The 16131-nt window shown below is 69.5% G+C and carries 13 protein-coding genes; 8 read left to right on the forward strand and 5 right to left on the reverse strand.

Features of this window, described 5'->3' with window-relative positions; genetic code table 11:
* The 5 genes from ABD378_RS11030 to ABD378_RS11050 all read left to right on the forward strand — a co-directional run.
* Positions 1-576 (forward strand): CHAT domain-containing protein (locus ABD378_RS11030; protein ID WP_344520428.1); only part of this gene is annotated, 576 nt, incomplete at its 5' end.
* A 176-nt stretch (positions 577-752) separates the two neighbouring features.
* Positions 753-1580 carry an alpha/beta fold hydrolase gene (locus ABD378_RS11035; protein WP_344520429.1) on the forward strand — a complete coding sequence of 276 codons (828 nt, stop codon included), beginning with the start codon at positions 753-755 and terminating at the stop codon, positions 1578-1580.
* Positions 1581-1768: 188 nt separating this feature from the next.
* Positions 1769-2047, forward strand: a complete 279-nt coding sequence (locus tag ABD378_RS11040; RefSeq protein ID WP_344520430.1) for a hypothetical protein — start codon at positions 1769-1771, stop codon at positions 2045-2047.
* A 62-nt stretch (positions 2048-2109) separates the two neighbouring features.
* Positions 2110-3246 carry a sulfite oxidase gene (locus ABD378_RS11045; protein WP_344520431.1) on the forward strand — a complete coding sequence of 379 codons (1137 nt, stop codon included), beginning with the start codon at positions 2110-2112 and terminating at the stop codon, positions 3244-3246.
* A gap of 176 nt (positions 3247-3422) precedes the next feature.
* Positions 3423-7739 (forward strand): nSTAND1 domain-containing NTPase, encoded by a 4317-nt coding sequence (locus ABD378_RS11050; protein WP_344520432.1) that lies wholly within the window; start codon positions 3423-3425, stop codon positions 7737-7739.
* Between the two features lie 19 nt (positions 7740-7758).
* On the opposite strand, the gene ABD378_RS11055 is transcribed toward ABD378_RS11050, so the two are convergent.
* Positions 7759-8106: an ArsR/SmtB family transcription factor gene (locus tag ABD378_RS11055; RefSeq protein WP_344520433.1), complete on the reverse strand. Its 348-nt coding sequence runs from the start codon at positions 8104-8106 to the stop codon at positions 7759-7761.
* A gap of 356 nt (positions 8107-8462) precedes the next feature.
* Between ABD378_RS11055 and ABD378_RS11060 the strand changes: the two genes are divergently transcribed.
* On the forward strand, positions 8463-9476 hold the full coding sequence (locus tag ABD378_RS11060) for a zinc-dependent alcohol dehydrogenase family protein (RefSeq protein ID WP_344520434.1): 1014 nt from the start codon (positions 8463-8465) through the stop codon (positions 9474-9476).
* A 50-nt stretch (positions 9477-9526) separates the two neighbouring features.
* Here the strand turns inward: ABD378_RS11060 and ABD378_RS11065 are convergent, their stop codons facing one another.
* Positions 9527-9967 carry a VOC family protein gene (locus tag ABD378_RS11065; protein WP_344520435.1) on the reverse strand — a complete coding sequence of 147 codons (441 nt, stop codon included), beginning with the start codon at positions 9965-9967 and terminating at the stop codon, positions 9527-9529.
* A 311-nt stretch (positions 9968-10278) separates the two neighbouring features.
* Between ABD378_RS11065 and recA the strand changes: the two genes are divergently transcribed.
* A complete protein-coding gene (gene recA, locus ABD378_RS11070; RefSeq protein ID WP_344520436.1) occupies positions 10279-11355 on the forward strand; it encodes a recombinase RecA in 1077 nt (358 codons plus the stop codon).
* Positions 11356-11629: 274 nt separating this feature from the next.
* Here the strand turns inward: recA and ABD378_RS11075 are convergent, their stop codons facing one another.
* The 3 genes from ABD378_RS11075 to ABD378_RS11085 all read right to left on the reverse strand — a co-directional run bounded on the left by ABD378_RS11075 (position 11630) and on the right by ABD378_RS11085 (position 14868).
* Positions 11630-12364, reverse strand: coding sequence for a S1 family peptidase (locus ABD378_RS11075; RefSeq protein WP_266872471.1), 735 nt, complete (start codon positions 12362-12364; stop codon positions 11630-11632).
* Between the two features lie 322 nt (positions 12365-12686).
* On the reverse strand, positions 12687-13805 hold the full coding sequence (locus ABD378_RS11080; RefSeq protein ID WP_344520437.1) for a fatty acid desaturase family protein: 1119 nt from the start codon (positions 13803-13805) through the stop codon (positions 12687-12689).
* 7 nt (positions 13806-13812) lie between these two features.
* Entirely contained in the window at positions 13813-14868 is a 1056-nt protein-coding gene (locus tag ABD378_RS11085) for a ferredoxin reductase (protein WP_344520438.1), read from the reverse strand.
* An 87-nt stretch (positions 14869-14955) separates the two neighbouring features.
* Here ABD378_RS11085 and ABD378_RS11090 point away from each other — a divergent pair, with 87 nt between their 5' ends.
* On the forward strand, positions 14956-16095 hold the full coding sequence (locus ABD378_RS11090) for a PucR family transcriptional regulator (protein WP_344520440.1): 1140 nt from the start codon (positions 14956-14958) through the stop codon (positions 16093-16095).
* Positions 16096-16131: the final 36 nt, after the last annotated feature.

The raw sequence follows: 16131 nt of genomic DNA on the forward strand, positions 1-16131 counted from the left end.
GGCGAGGCGGCCGGCTTCGCACCGCTGCCCGCCGCGCACCGCGAGGCCGAGCACCTTGCCGGGCTGCTGCCAGGACCGGAGGTGCTCACCGGCGCGTCCGCCACCCACTCCGCGGTGGTCTCCGCCCTGCACCGGCACGCGTACGCGCACTTCGCGTGCCACGCCGTGGGCGATCTGGAGCGCCCGTCCGGCAGCCGCCTCGTCCTGCACGATCACACCGAACGCCCGCTGACCGTCCGCGATCTGGCCCGGCTCCGGCTGCCGTCGGTGCGGCTCGTCTACCTCTCCGCCTGCGACACCCTGCGGACCAGCCCCGAACTCGCCGACGAGGCCGTCCACATCGTCAGCGCCTTCCAGATCGCGGGCTTCCCCCATGTCGTGGGCTCGCTGTGGCACGTCGACGACACGATCGGAGCCCGTGTCGCCAAGGACGTGTACGAGGCCTTGAGCAAGGGTGGCGGCGCGCTGGACGTAGACCGGACGGCCGAGGCCCTGCACTCCACCGTGCGCGGGCTGCGCGACACCTACCCCCGGACCCCGAGCCTGTGGGCCTGCCAGGTGCATGCCGGTCCCTGAACCGCCGCGCCGGCATCTCCGCGGACCGCCGCGTTCCCAGTGGAAATGGCGCTGTCGCGGCCACCTCGCCCGGAGGCAGAGCCCTGCAGCGGGGCCTCGGCCTGCCCATCGGCTCGACCTGCCCATCGGCCCGCCTTTCCTTACGCTGGACGCAGAGGTGAGGTGAGGAGGGCGTCATGTCGGCCGTCGCCGTGCACAAGGCAGCGCTGCGCGAGGGTCTTGTGCTCCCGTATGCCGAGGTGGGCGGCCCCTCTGCCGAGGTGGGCGGCCCCTCGGGTACGGCGGTCGTCCTGGTCCACGGCTACGTCGACTCCTGGTGGACGTTCGAGCCGCTGCTACGGCGCATGCCCTCCTCCCTGCACGTCTACGCGCCCACACAGCGAGGCCACGGAGACGCCGACAAGCCCCCGGACGGCTACCTCCCCGAGGACTTCGCGGCCGACCTCGTCGCCTTCATGGACAGCGTGGGGATCGAGCGCGCCGTGCTCGTCGGGGCATCGAGCGGAGGGGTACAGGCGCGCATCGTCGCGGGCCGCTATCCCGACCGGGTGGCCGGGCTCGTACTCCTGGGCGTTCCGGTCACCCTCGCCGACAAGCCCGCCGCCGCCGAGCTGTGGGAGGTCGTGCGGCAGCTGGAGGATCCGGTCGACCGTGCCTTCGTGGAACGGTTCGCGCTCGGCATGACGGCCGAGCCCGTCGCCCGCGGCTTCCTGGAGACCGTCGTCGAGGAGAATCTGAAGGCACCCGCCCGCGTGTGGCGGGAGACGCTGCGGGGCCTGCTCGAAACCGATCTGCGGGCGACGCTGTCCGGGATCCTCGTACCCACGCTGGCCGTCTGGGGCGACCACGACCCGATTCTGACGCGCGACGAACAGCAGACGATCCTCGACACCGTCATCGGCTCCCGGCTGATCGCCTACGAGGGAGCGGGACACGTCGTGTACTGGGAAAGGCCGGAACGGGTGGCGAGGGACATCGCCGCCTTCGTCGCAGACATCGGCTGATCGACGGTCGACGGTCGCCGAGGGCTGAGGGCCGAGGGCCGAATCCCGGGGCCTGCCGTGCTTGCCGTACTGCTTGCGGGTGCCATCGGTGTACGGGCGTGCTGTCCTGGCCATGGGGCAACGACTGCCGCGCGGCGGCCCCTCCCCCTCCCCCCATCACACCCCTCATCACACAAGGAGCAGTCGCCATGGCGATCTTCATGCACGCTTCCCTCCCGGGTGTCACCACCGACCAGTACGACACCCTCAACGCCAAGCTCCAGGAAACGCCCGAGATTTTCGACGGCTGCATCGCCCACGTCTGCGTCCCGAGCAGCGACGGCCTGGACATCTACGACGTCTGGGAGTCCGAGCAGCACATGCAGGCGTTCACCGGGAAGATCATGCCCATCGCCGAGTCGGTCGGCTTGTCCGGTCCCGGAGGAGAGCCCGAGGCGTCGGCCGTGCACAACTACTGGATCCCCTGAACCCGAAGCCGCAAAGAGTCGGTTTCCGTGCGGGCCAGGCCCGGACAGGCGACCATGGAGGCATGGAGCGGACATCGCTCGGTGATGTCAGCACACCGGGACGCGTAGCTGCCGCCGGTGAAGGCATCAGCGAGGAAGAGCTGGCGCTCGCGGCACGCAATCACGGGCTGCCGCTGGAGGCCCTGCGCTACGACGTCACACCGCTCGGCCTCCACTATGTGCTGGTCCACTACGACATCCCCGTGGTCGACACGGTCGGCGCGGACGCGTGGCGGCTCTCCGTCGGCGGGCGGGTCCGTACGCCCCTGGAGCTGAGCCTCGCGGAACTGCGGGCCCTGCCGGCCGTCACTCAGCGGGTCACGATGGAGTGCGCGGGCAACGGCCGTGCCCGGCTGAGCCCGCGCCCGGTCAGCCAGCCCTGGCTGGTGGAGGCGGTGGGTACGGCCGACTGGACGGGCGTACCGCTGCGGACGGTGCTCGCGGAGGCGGGGGTCGAGAACGCCGCGGACGGCGCGGACGACGCCGACGGCGCTGTCGAGGCCGTGTTCACGGGCGCGGACCATGGAGTCGAGCGCGGCGTCGAGCAGGACTACCGACGCAGCCTGCCGCTCCCCGTGGACGCGGACGTACTGCTCGCCTACGCGATGAACGGCGGCCCGCTGCCGCCCCAGCACGGCTACCCGCTGCGGCTTGTGGTGCCCGGCTGGTACGGCATGGCGCACGTCAAATGGCTCCGCGCGATCGAGCTGACCGACACCCCGTTCACCGGCTTCCAGCAGGCGGTGGCGTACCGGATCCGGCAGTCCCCCGACGACCCCGGCGAGCCCGTCACCCGGATCGCCCCGCGCGCCCTGCTGATCCCGCCCGGCTTCCCGGACTTCATGTCACGCGTACGGGTCGTGCGCCCCGGCCCCGTGGAGCTGGAGGGGCGCGCCTGGTCCGGGTACGGGCCGGTCACACGGGTCGAGGTCAGCGCCGACGACGGCCGCTCCTGGACCGACGCCGAGGTCGCTCCCCGCGGCCCGCACCGCTGGGGCTGGCAGGCCTGGCACACCACCTGGACCGCGACCGCCGGCCGCCACACCCTGACCGTCCGGGCAACCGACGCCGACGGCCACACCCAGCCCCTCGAACAGCCCTGGAACCGAGGAGGCTTCGAAAACAACCTCGTGCAACGCGTCCCGGTCCTGTGCCGCTGATCGCCCCAACTGCTCCCCGCTGGGCCCACACCCGGCAGATCCACCCCCTGGGGTATGGCAGCCCCAGCCGATCACTGACTAACCTCCACTGCACCGTGACATCAAGCCGTCCACCATCATGCTGAGACGGACTCAGCTCTGGCGCAACGCCTAGTCAGCGGGGGGGGGATTCCTAGGTGGCGATACGAAGGAGCGATGTCCTGGAGGCGTCGCAGGTGCGGATCTACTCGGCCGGCGGCGTGGTGTTGGGAGCCGGGTTCCTCGTTGCCGCCGACGTCGTGTGCACCTGTGCTCATGTCGTCGCCAGGGCAGCCGGAGTGCCGGACGATGCCGAGGCGGCCCCGGACGGTCCGGTGGACCTGGACTTCCCGCTGCTGAGGGGTCGGCCCCGGTCGCGGGCGACCGTGGTGTCCTGGCGGCACGGCGGGGTTGATGTCGCGCTGCTGCGGCTGGACGCGGTGGTCGAGGGTGCGCGGCCGGTGCAGCTGGTCGACGGGACCGGGGTGTGGGGAGACATGTTCCGGGTGCTCGGATACCCGGCCGACGCGGACGCCGGCATGTGGGCATCGGGCGTGCTGCGCGCGGGGCAGGGCACTGGCTGGCTGCAGATGGAGGCGCAGGAGCCCGGTCCGCGTATCACGAACGGCTTCAGTGGTGCGCCGGTCTGGGATGACGCGCAGGACGGCGTGGTGGGGATGACGGTCGCCGCGCACCGGGGCAGGAGCACCGCATATCTGTTGCCGTCGGCCGAGCTGATCGACGACAAGGCGCTACAGCCACGCTGTCCGTTCCGCGGGCTCACGGCGTTCTCGGAGGATGACGCGGAGTTCTTCCACGGCCGCGACGGCGACACCGCCCGCATCCACGAGGCCGTGCGCACGCGAGACGTGACCGTGGTGGTGGGGCCCTCAGGGTGCGGGAAGTCGTCTCTGGTGCGGGCAGGGGTACTGCCTCAGTTGCGGGGTGCGGGCACAAGAGTGTCCGTACTGCGGCCCATGCCCGAGGTACGGGCGGCCGCCGTGCTGGCCCACGCCCTGACCGTCCTGCTGGAGCCGGAACTCGGCGCGGTCGACAGCCTCTCCAAGGCCGAGGAACTCGCCGGGCTCCTAGAGACCACTGGTGATGTGACCGCGGAGCTGCGCGCCAGGGTCCTCGCCGGAGCGGACGGCGCCGGGCACGTCCTCTTCGTCGACCAGCTCGAGGAGTACGCGGGCGCTCAGCCGGATGCCGCACGCACCCTGTTCGGATTGCTCGTCGCCCTGGCAGGCCCGGCAGGAGCCGGTGTACTGAGGGTGCTCGCCACGGCACGCCCCGACTCCCTCAACACCCTGGTGACGGCCGAGACGTCCGATCTGGTCAGCGGCGCCGTGCAGTTCCTCGCACCGCTGACCGGTGACGAGCTGGGGCGCGCGGTGACCGCTCCCGTCGACGCGGTGCCGGGACTGTGGTTCGAACCAGGACTGCCGGAGCGGATCGTCGCGGACGCGGGCGACGAGCCCGGGCGGATGCCCTTGGTCCAGTTCGCCCTGACCGAACTGTGGAAGGCCCGCACCCGCTCCATGCTCACGCACGCCGCCTACGACGCGCTGGGCGGTGTGGCGGGCGCACTCGTCACCTACGCGGACGTCGCCCTCGCCGGACTCACACCGGCCCAGCAGGATTGCGCAAGGCGGCTGTTCATCCAGCTGTCCCGGCCCAATGAGAACGGCGGCTTCTCCCGTCGGCCCACCCGCGCCGCCGACCTCGCCCCCGAACTCCTCGACGTGGCACGGAAACTGGCCCCCGGCAAGCTCGTCGTCCTCTCCCAGGCACCGGGGAGCGCCGATCAGGGAGAGATCGTCGACCTGGCGCACGAGGCCCTCGCCGCCCTCTGGCCCCGGCTGCGGCAATGGCTCGACGACTCTCGTGACTTCCGCGTGTGGCAGGAACAGCTGCGGGCCGACCTGCGCCGCTGGCAGGACCAACAACGCGAGCCCGCCCGCCTGTTGAGCGGAACCGATCTCATCGAGGCTGAACACAGACTGGCAGGGCAACCCCAGGACATCTCCGCCGACGAGTGCGGATACATCCGACTCAGCCGCCGACACGCCCGCCGCGGCACCCGCGTCAGGCAGGCCGCCGTCGGGGCACTGGCCGTGCTGACCGTGCTCGCCGTCGTACTGGCGCTGTCCACCTGGCAAGGCCTGAAACGCACCGAACAGCAGCTGCGCACCCAAGCCTCGGGCCTGCTCGCCCAGGCCGCCGAGGACCGTCCGGGCAGCGATCCCACCACCGCGTTACAGCTCGCCCTGGCCGCATGGAACACCAAGCAGACCGACAAGACCCGCCAGGCCCTGCTGCACCAGTACGCGCGAGGACAGTATCTGGTGGGCAGCCACCCGTCGGTGTGGCAGGGACGGGTCACCGGCATGGATGCCACGCCGGACGGCCGGGCCCTCGCCGTGCAGTCGAAACCCGGCGGCGGCGACCGGTCCACGATCACCATCGTCACCGGTGCGCTCCAAGGAGAGCTCCGGCCAAGGGAGTTGAGCGGCGTACCGGAGGGGAGGCTGCAGACCGCCTTGAGCCCGGATGGCCGCCTCTTCGCCGCGACCGCCGGGGAGGAGGTACGGCTGTGGCGGTTGAGCGATCCGAAGCACCCCAGCACCTTGAGCCTCGGCGAACACGACCTGCCCGAGAAGGCCGGTGGCAGCCTGGACTTCAGCAGTGACGGGAAGCGGCTGTTGCTGACGACGGACGATAACTCCCCGGAGTGTGCAAACAACACCCGGCGGTGCGTTCCCGCGTTCGCCGAGGTGTGGCAGACGCCCTCGGGCGACCGTATCCGCGTACCGGACCGGCTCGTCCCCAGGACAAGGCTTTACCAGGCCGCGTTCACCTCCGACGCGGACACGGTCGCCACGATCAGCTACGTCGGCAAGGAAACTCGCCAGCGGCTCGAGGTCAGAGACCTCACCACCGGCCGTCTCCGGCACGCCTCCACCCCCGGGCAAGAAGGCGCCACCGTGGAGTTGCGCGCCGACGGCGAGGTCCTCACGCGGACAGTCACCTCGGACACCTCGCCCACCTCGGACACCTCATACGTACAACCACTCGGCCGCACACCCGGTCGCTGGACCAAGCTGCCCACCGGCGGGGCAAGTGAACCGGACGCAACCTCGCGGTACGCCATCGGCAACGCCGCGAGCGACTCCGACGGGAGACTCTCGAAACAGGCGGGTTACGCCGAGCCGACCCTGACCGACCTGCGCACCGGGCGCAGCTATCGCACCCGCATCCCGACCTCCGGCGACACACCAGCCGCGTACGAGAGTGTCGTGGCGGTGCCACGGGCCGGCGGCGGACTCACCGTCCTCGTACCCATCGGAACGGCCCTGATGGCGGTGCGCGCCGAACCCGCGGGCGACAAACGGTTCCAGGACAGCTCGGAGCTGCGCGCCGTGTCACCGGACGGACGCCTCGTTGCCATGTGCGGCAGGCGCCTCGAGATTCTCGACGCCGCCCGTACACGCCACGAGTCGGTGCTGCTGCCGCCACGCACCAAACAAGGGCGCTGCACATGGACGGCCGACTCGAAGCGGATCGTGGTGTGGGGCGACCAAGGCAACCTCCACCGGTCGTACTCCGCGAAGGACCTGAACGACACCGTCCCGCTCGACCATGCCCTGCCGGAAGCAGAGGAGGAGGGCCGCGTCGACGAGTTGCGCGGCGGCCAGGTGGACAGCGTCGCCGCGCTGCAGGGCAGCGAGATCGTGGTGTTGGCCGTGGACGGCAGACTGGCACGCGTCGATGCCGCCGACGGGGCCGTGCTGACCGAGCCCTTCCTCGTCCACCCGGCACCGAACTGGGACGGCCTCGGCATGTCCGAGGCCTTCGGGCACGGCCAGCTCGTCGCCCGCCCGGGTCATCCCGGACAGGTCGCCGTGGTCACCAGGAGGGGAAGCGAGCGAGGAGAGATCCTGCTGTGGGACGTCCGTGCGCCCCGACGCATCGCCACTCTGGCCGGACCTGCCATCCTCGTGCCGTACAACCCCGGCCCGTTGACCCAACCGCTCGCCTTCAACGCGGACGGCTCGCGCCTGGCCACGCAGAACTCCGATGGCCGCGTGCGCGTGCGGGACATCGACCGTTGGCGGCAATTGGTCGGCAGTGTGCCGGGCTCGATCGGTGACACTCTGGTCGGGTTCGGCTCCAAGGACAGCCTTGTCACCTACGACGCCGACGAGCAGCAGGTCCGGTTCCACCGTTTGTCGGGCGACAGGACCATCAGCACTCTTCCCATCGCGAGCGGAGCCTCGGCATCCGGAGAATGGGTCGGGGGCTTCGTGCGCGGCCGCCGCCTCACCATCGACACGGGCACTCTGCGTCAGACCTTCGATCTGCGCCCCGAGGAACAGTTCCGCGCCCTGTGCGCCGCGGCCGGACGCGACTACACCAAGGCCGAACGGAAGCTGTTGCCGGTGGGGACCCCATCGGGGCCGCCCTGCGGCTGAGTCGACGTCACGTCTGCGGCTACAACGGAGATTCCGCCGCGTCCCGGGCGGCGGCCACGAGGGCGGGGAAGAGGCCCGGGAAGCGCTCCTCCATCTCCTCCATGCGGAGGGCGTTCATTTTCGTGGTCCCGACGTAGTACTGCCGGATCACGCCGGCCTCCCGCAGAACGTTGAAGTGGTGCGTCAGGGTCGACAGGGACACCGGCACGTCGAAGGTGCCACAGCTGATGTCCTTCCCGGCTCGGGCCAGCTGGGACACCACCGTGCGCCGCACGGGATCCACCAGGGCTTCAAGAAATTGCTGCAGCGAGACATCCGCGACGTCAGGGTGATCCACCGTCCGAGCGGAGGAGCGGGGGCGGGCCATGACGACTCCCTTGGTGCGGTGCGGTGCGGTGCGGTGCGCACTGAGCTGCGCTGCGGTTACAGCGCAATACTACGACGGCCATCGAATAAGCGACGCAGACTGCGGGCGGACGGATCACCATACTTCGACCGGCGTCAAAGTTTGACGCCGGTCGAAGTACGTGTTTCAGTGGATGCACGGCAGCACGGACGTGGCTCACCGGCCGCGGGATGCGGCCTCGGCTGCGGACGCCGCGCAAGTGCCCGTACGTCACCGATCCCCTGGGCCCTCTGCGGCTCTGCGGCTCTGCGGCTCTGCCGACGGAGAGCGCGCGGAGAGCGCCCACGCCCACCCCACCCTGGAAGGAGCACGTTTCGATGCGTGCCTGGCAGCTTGAAGACTTCGGCCTGGACAATCTGCGCCTGGCGGAGCGCCCCACCCCGACGCCCGGAGCGGGCCAGATCCTCGTCAAGGTCTCCGCCGTCTCGCTGAACTTCCGCGACAAGGCCATCGTCGACGGCGTCTACGACCCGGAGAAGATACCCAAGAACCTGATCCCGGTCAACGACACCGCCGGCGTGGTGGCCGAGGTCGGACCCGGGGTGAGCGAGTGGCACATCGGCGACCGCGTCATGTCGCACTTCTACTCGCACTGGCTTGACGGCGCCCCCGCCCGCGACGAACCCGACTGGCAGCTCGGCGGGCCGATCGACGGCGGCCTGGCCGAATACATGATCCTGGAAGCGAACTCGGCCGTGCCCACCCCGGCCAACCTCACCGACGAGCAGGCCGCCACCCTGCCCATCGCCGCGCTGACCGCCTGGTTCTCCCTCGTCGAGTACGGCAAGCTGCAGCCCGGCCAGACCGTGCTCGTCCAGGGCACCGGCGGCGTCTCCTTGTTCGCCGTGCAGATCGCCACCGCGCTCGGCGCCCGCGTGATCGCCACCTCCAGCAGCGACGACAAGCTCGAGAAGGTCGCCGCCCTCGGTGCCGGCGACCTCATCAACTACCGCACCACCCCCGACTGGGCCGAGAGAGTACGCGAGCTGACCGATGGCCAGGGCGTCGACCAGGTCATCGAAGTCGTCGCGGGTGAGGGGCTGAACCAGTCCGTGCACGCCACCAAGGCCGCCGGCCACATCTCCCTGGTCGGATTCCTCGGCGGCCAGACCGCACCGCTGGACGTACTGCCCATGCTCTACAGCCAGGCCGCCATCCGCGGCATCGCCGTCGGCCACCGACGCGCCTTCCTCGACATGAACGAGTTCATCGAGAAGCAGGGCCTCGACCCGGTCATCGACACCGTCTACGCCTTCGAGGACGCGATCAAGGCGTACGAGCACCTCGCCCGCGGCGCCTTCGGCAAGATCGTCATCCGCGTCGCCGACTGAAGGGCCCTCCTCCCGGACGGGGCCACATGCCCGGCCTCCCTGTCTCCATCTCAGCGCAGTTGCTCGGCCAGTCCGACGATGATGCCCGCCGGGCCTCGGAGGTAGCAGAGCAGATAGCTGTCCTCGAACCGGGCGATCTCGCCGACGAGTTCGGCGCCGTGAGGGCGCAGGCGGGCAACGGTGTCCTCGAGGTCGTCGACGGCGAACATGACGCGGTGCGTGCCCAGGATGTTGTGCGGCTGGTTGCGCGGCCCGGAGCTGATCACCGCGGGGCTGCGGTACTTCGACAGCTCGAGCCGACTGTGACCGTCCGGGGTCCGGACCATCGCGATGTCACAGTGGACGCCGTCGAGTCCGGTGCACTGGTCGGCGACGAGGCCCTTGACCTCCGCCCTGCCTTCCAGCTCCATACCGAGTTCCACGAAGAACGCGATGGCGGCATCCATGTCCTCGACGACGATGCCGACGTTGTCCATCCTCTGAATCGCCATGCTGGCTTCTCCTTCTTCCTCGTGCGGATTACTCGTGCGGCCGGTGGTGGCCGCTGACGCCCCTGGGACGGAGCCGGTGGCACGTTCTCGACATCCGCGGTTCAGCGAGGGAAGCGGGCGGCGGCGCGGTCTGCGTCCGGAGCGATCCGGTGCGCACCCCGTCCCGCTTCCCTCTGTTTGGTACCTTTCACTGGACACGCAAATCGATCGGATGTTCGTTTACTGGGATCTCCGAGACGTCCGTTGTCGGCAGTAGACGCTCACGTTCTCCGACGTGCGGCGTGCCACTCAATCGGACCGGGTGAAAGCTCATGGCAGAAGCCGAACACGAAAAGGCGCTGGACACCGCGCTCGCACAGATCGAGCGGAAATTTGGCAAGGGTGCGGTCATGCGCCTCGGCGAGCGGCCCAATGAGCCCATCGAGGTGATTCCTACCGGGTCGACCGCGCTGGACGTGGCGCTCGGTGTGGGCGGTCTGCCCCGCGGCCGCGTGGTGGAGGTGTACGGGCCGGAGTCCTCCGGCAAGACGACGCTGACGCTGCACGCAGTAGCGAACGCACAGAAGGCAGGCGGCTCGGTGGCGTTCATCGACGCCGAGCACGCACTCGACCCCGAGTACGCCAAGAAGCTGGGCGTCGACACCGACAACCTCATCCTGTCCCAGCCGGACAACGGCGAACAGGCCCTGGAGATCGCCGACATCCTGATCCGCTCCGGCGCGATCGACTTGATCGTCGTCGACTCCGTCGCGGCCCTGGTGCCGCGCGCGGAGATCGAGGGCGAGATGGGCGACTCCCACATGGGTCTGCAGGCCCGACTGATGAGCCAGGCCCTCCGCAAGATCACCGGCGCGCTCAGCCAGACGAGGACGACGGTGATCTTCATCAACCAGCTCCGCGAGAAGATCGGCGTGATGTTCGGCTCCCCGGAGACCACGACCGGTGGCCGCGCGCTGAAGTTCTACGCCTCGGTGCGGCTCGACATCCGGCGTATCGAGACGCTGAAGGACGGCACGGACGCGGTCGGCAACCGTACCCGCGTCAAGGTCGTCAAGAACAAGGTCTCCCCGCCCTTCAAGCAGGCCGAGTTCGACATCCTCTACGGCCAGGGCATCAGCCGCGAGGGCGGCCTGATCGACATGGGCGTGGAGAACGGCTTCGTCCGCAAGGCAGGCGCCTGGTACACGTACGAGGGCGACCAGCTCGGCCAGGGCAAGGAGAACGCCCGCAACTTCCTCAAGGACAACCCCGACGTCGCCAACGAGATCGAGAACAAGATCCTCGAGAAGCTCGGAATCGGCGTACCGGCCAAGGCCACGGTCACCGAGGACACGGGCGCCGTCCCGGTCCCTGCTGCCGCCCGTCCCTCGGCGGGAAACGCCGCCTGACGGGCACGGGCGGGGCCCGGCCGGGGGTCAGGCTGGCCGTGAGCGGCGACCGGATGCGTACACCAGGCCGGGCAGCGGAGATGTTCCGTGGGAGCGACCGGCTCCCAGCTCCCTGAACTGCTCCCAAACGCGTCCCCGCACCACTCCCCCACGCACAAATCACCCAACTGAAAGTGCGCCGGAGAGACCGCCTCGGCGGAGCCCGAGACGAATACCAGCATGCTGCCTGAGCTGCGCGGATGGAGTTTTCGGCAGGCGCAGTGCCACGCCGGCGCTATCGCCGGATGACTGAGCGAATCCAGGAGAGTTGCTGGGAGACCTCACCGGCCTCGGCGCTCTTCTCACGGTCGGAGCCGTTGAAGACGCCGATGAGGGTTTCGGTGCCACGGGGGCCGACAGTCATCACCGGGCCTCCGGAGTCGCCTCCGGCGGGAATCCCGGACACCTTCTTCATGCAGAAGTCGGGGCCGCCCGGTGCGGTGTGACCCGCGCACAGGGGGTCGTTCGGACGTACGACCTTCAGGTCCGACTGCTTGAGGACGGGAGACTGGCAGGCGCTCTCGTCCCTGGTGCAGGTGGCACCCCACCCGTACTGCCGCACGGCCTGGCCGCGGTGGACACCGACCGTGGACAGGCGCGCCGTGCGGACATTCATCGGGGCGACCTTGACGAGCATCATGTCGGCGTGCGCACTGCCCACGCGCTTGCCAGATATGGGGCGGACCTTGGTTCCCTTGCGCATGTCGAGATTGCCCACCCGAAAGGAGATCCGCCTGTCGGCGACCGGCTGCGCCTGCTCGTAGAAACAGTGTGAGGCGGTGAGGATCCACTGGCGGGAGACCGCTGTCCCGGTGCACGCCGGTTTGCCGTCAACGAGCATGCGTACCGCCCACGGGCCGTAGGTGCTCTTGGACCCGCCGATGACAGCGGAGGCCGGAGCGGACGACATCACCGAGCCCATTACCAGCGCCAGGGCGGTCAGCAGCAGTACACGAACGCGACGCACCATGCAGAGCAACTCCTCTCAGGGGGTCCAGCCGTACAGGTAGTGAGAGACCCCGCTGAGCAAAAACGTTCCGCACGAGCCCTACGACATCACGACAGCACCATGGCAGGCTCCGGGTCTGCGGCGGCAGTCGATGGAGAGACCGGCTGGAGAACCGTCCCGCTTCGGCTCACCCGATCACCCTGGCAGCAGCCAGCCAGGCACCGGGCTGCCCGGATCCCGTGTCGTACGGTCTGATGTCGCGGTCGCCCGCCGTCCGCAACGGATCTCACCGAACCCGGCGGTGCCGCCGGTAGGGCCGAGAGATCTGAACCAACACCGGGAATCAGGCCGCGACGAGCTCCCGCTCGCGGTCCGGCGTCTTGACCTTGGGCTTCTTGTTCGGCAGCGAGAGCCGGAAGACCTTGTGCCACGCGGAGAACACCTGCTTGGGCAGCGGCCCGGTGACGTATTCCAGCTCGTACTTATCGAACAGCGCGCGCACCTTCACCGCGACCTCGGCGTACCGGTTGCTCGGCAGGTCCGGGAACAGGTGGTGCTCGATCTGGTGCGACAGGTTGCCGGTCATGAAGTGCATGGCCTTGCTGCCGCTGATGTTCGCCGAGCCCATCATCTGGCGCAGGTACCACTGGCCGCGCGTCTCGCCCTTGATCGACCGGCGCTCGAAGACCTGCACGCCCTCGGGGAAGTGCCCGCACATGATCACCGAGTGGGTCCAGATGTTGCGGACCAGGTTCGCGGTGAACGTGGCGGCGAGCGTGGGGAGGAACGACGGGCCCGAAAGAAGCGGGTGGATCACGTAGTCCTTGAGCACCTGCTTGCGGATCTTGCGGCCCACGGCCTTGGCCCGCGCGCGGAACTCCGGGTTCTTGCGGCGCGCCTTGTTCAGGTTCTTGCCGAGCTCCAGGTCGTACGCCGCGATGCCGTACTCGAAGAAGCAGGCGTTGAGGAAGTTCCACAGCGGCTGGCCGAGGTAGAACGGGTGCCACTTCTGGTCCTCGTCGACGCGCATGATGCCGTAGCCGAGGTCGTTGTCCTTGCCGATCACGTTGGTGTACGTGTGGTGCAGCTCGTTGTGCGAGTGCTTCCACTGCTCGGACGGCGAGACGTGGTCCCACTCCCAGGTGGTGGAGTGGATCTTCGGGTCCCGCATCCAGTCCCACTGGCCGTGCAGGATGTTGTGGCCGATCTCCATGTTGTCCATGATCTTCGCCACGGACAGCCCGGCGGTGCCGAGCAGCCATGCGGGCGGGAAGATCGAGAACAGCAGTACGCCCCTGCTGACCAGCTCGAGCTTGCGCTGCGCCGAGATGACCTTGCGGATGTAGGCGGCGTCTTTCTCGCCGCGGGCGGCGATCACCTCGTCGCGTATCGCGTCCAGCTCGCGGCCCAGCTCCTCGATCTGCTCCGCGGTCAGGTGGGCGGTGGGGTCGATGGCGGTCAAGGTGCTCCTACCGTTCGATGTCGCAGGGGCCCGCCGCGGCGGACACGCAGGTCTGGATGAGGACGCCCGGCTCGGCCTCGGTGATCTCGCCGGTGCGCAGGTCGCGGACGGCGCCCGCCTTGAGCGGCGTGACGCAGCCGAAGCAGATGCCCATGCGGCACCCGGAGGGCATGAGCACGTCGGCCTCCTCGCCGACGTCCAGCAACGGCGTGGCGCCGTCCGCGTCGACGGTCTTGCCGGTGGCGCTGAACGTGACCTCGCCGCCGTCGCCGGCGACGACGATGCTGGGGCGGAAGCGTTCGGTGTGCAGGCGCTCTTGGACGCCGTGCTCGCTCCAGTGCTTTTCGGCGGCGTCGAGCAGGCCCGCGGGCCCGCAGGCCCAGGTCTCGCGCTCGGCCCAGTCGGGCACGAGTTCGTCGAGACGGGCGATGTCGAGCATGCCGTCGGTGTCGGTGTGCACTTCGGTGAGCCGAAGCTTCTTGTCCGCGACCAGGTCGTGCAGTTCGTTGCGGAAGATCACGTCTTGCGGCTGTGGCGCGCAGTGGACCATGACGACGTCGTCGAACTCGGTGTCGCGCAGCATGCCCATCACGGGCGTGATGCCGCTGCCGGCCGTCAGGTAGAGCACCTTGGCGGGCTTGGCCTGCGGCAGCACGAAGTCACCGGTCGGCTGGTCGAGCTGGATCAGCGTGCCCGGTTTGGCCCTGCGGACCAGGTGGTTGCTGACCTTGCCGTCCGGGATTGCCTTCACGGTGATCGTGACGCGGCCGTCCTGGCGGTCTGTCGGCGAGGTGAGGGAGTAGGCACGCCACAGGCGCACCCCGTCGACGTCGACCCCGATCCGCACGTACTGACCGGCTGTGTGGCCGCGCCAGCCCCGCCCCGGCCTGATCACGATGGTCGCGGCGTCACCCGTCTCGGGGTGCACGGCCTCGATGCGCCCACGTAGGTCAGCTCCGGCACGCAGCGGGCTGGCCAGGTCGAGGTAGTCCGACGGCAGCAGCGGCGTCGTGACCATCTCCAGCAGTTTCCACGCCCTGCTGCGGAGGGCTGTACTCGTCATGACTTCAGCTTGCTGCGCCTCAGGGCGTAAAGTCCTGACCGCAGGACGTAAATCTGGTCGGCTGAATTGTTCGCAGGGAACAAAAACATGAGCCATGCAATCCGCAGGGCCAGCGAGCTGGCCCTGGATGAGACGACGGTCACCGCACTGCGGGCCGCGCTGAGGACCACCGCCGACGAGGTCGTCGAGGCGATCATCGACGAGGTCCCTCCCTATGCCAACGCCCTTTCGGGCCGCATGGGCGCCACCATCCGCCGAGCCGTCCGCACCGCCCTGGGCCACTACCTGGACCTCGCGAGCCAGAACGCCACAGGCGGCGACGCCGGTGACGCGGCCTACGAGCTGGGCCGCGGCGAGGTGCGCGACGGCCGTTCGATGGACGCCCTGCTCAGCGCCTACCGCGTCGGCGCCCGCGTGGCCTGGCGAGGGCTGGCAGCGGGTGCCGTACCCGCAGGTCTGCCCGCCGCCGAGGTCGCCAAGTTCGCCGAGCTGACCTTCGCCTACATCGACGAGCTCTCCGCCGCGAGCGCCGCGGGCCACGCCGACGAACTGGCCGCCCGGGGCAGGGCCCACGAGCTCCATCTGGAACACCTGGCCCGCGACCTCCTCGCCGGCGCGAGCCCGGACGTACTCCTTGCCTCTGCTCAACGGGCCGGGTGGCAGCCTCCGGTTTCGCTGACCGCGGTCCTGCTGCCCGCCGCCCAGGCCCGGCCTGCCTACCGCGCGCTCGACCCGACCACCCTCGTCCTGGACGATCTGCCGGATTCCACCGGTGTGCTGCTCGTCCCCGATGCCGACCGGTCACATCTCTTGCGGCAGCTGACCGACCGCACCGCCGTGGTCGGCCCGGCCCGGCCATGGACTCGTGCGTCCGCCTCGTACGCACGAGCCGTACGCGCACGCTCCCTCTCCTCTGATATTCGCGACACCGAGGACCACCTGCCCGAGCTGGTGCTGAGCGCCGACGTGGAGGCGTTCGCAGACCTGCGTGCCCGAGCCCTCGCACCGTTGCGGACCTTGCCTGCCGCGACCGCACGGCGGCTGGAGGAGACGTTGCGGGAGTGGCTGCTGCACCAGGGCAGGCGGGAGGAGGTGGCGAAGGCGTTGTTCGTCCATCCCCAGACGGTCCGGTATCGGATGTCGCAGCTGCGGGAGCTGTTTCCGGATCTCGCATCGCCGCACCGGGTCCTTGAACTGACGCTGGCGGTCGGTCTTGGGGTCAGCTGACGCGTACGTCGGCCGTCCACGGCCGCGTCCGCGTCC

The organism is Streptomyces rectiviolaceus, from assembly GCF_039533825.1.
Classification (GTDB): Bacteria; Actinomycetota; Actinomycetes; order Streptomycetales; family Streptomycetaceae; genus Streptomyces; species Streptomyces rectiviolaceus.

Excerpts from the sequence above, each read along its gene's own strand:
- ABD378_RS11035 (WP_344520429.1), top strand. The coding sequence starts at position 753 with ATGTCGGCCGTCGCCGTGCACAAGGCAGCGCTGCGCGAGGGTCTTGTG.
- ABD378_RS11040 (WP_344520430.1), top strand. The coding sequence starts at position 1,769 with ATGGCGATCTTCATGCACGCTTCCCTCCCGGGTGTCACCACCGACCAG.
- ABD378_RS11045 (WP_344520431.1), top strand. The coding sequence starts at position 2,110 with ATGGAGCGGACATCGCTCGGTGATGTCAGCACACCGGGACGCGTAGCT.
- ABD378_RS11055 (WP_344520433.1), bottom strand. The coding sequence starts at position 8,106 with ATGGCCCGCCCCCGCTCCTCCGCTCGGACGGTGGATCACCCTGACGTC.
- ABD378_RS11060 (WP_344520434.1), top strand. The coding sequence starts at position 8,463 with ATGCGTGCCTGGCAGCTTGAAGACTTCGGCCTGGACAATCTGCGCCTG.
- ABD378_RS11065 (WP_344520435.1), bottom strand. The coding sequence starts at position 9,967 with ATGGCGATTCAGAGGATGGACAACGTCGGCATCGTCGTCGAGGACATG.
- recA (WP_344520436.1), top strand. The coding sequence starts at position 10,279 with ATGGCAGAAGCCGAACACGAAAAGGCGCTGGACACCGCGCTCGCACAG.
- ABD378_RS11075 (WP_266872471.1), bottom strand. The coding sequence starts at position 12,364 with ATGGTGCGTCGCGTTCGTGTACTGCTGCTGACCGCCCTGGCGCTGGTA.
- ABD378_RS11085 (WP_344520438.1), bottom strand. The coding sequence starts at position 14,868 with ATGACGAGTACAGCCCTCCGCAGCAGGGCGTGGAAACTGCTGGAGATG.
- ABD378_RS11090 (WP_344520440.1), top strand. The coding sequence starts at position 14,956 with ATGAGCCATGCAATCCGCAGGGCCAGCGAGCTGGCCCTGGATGAGACG.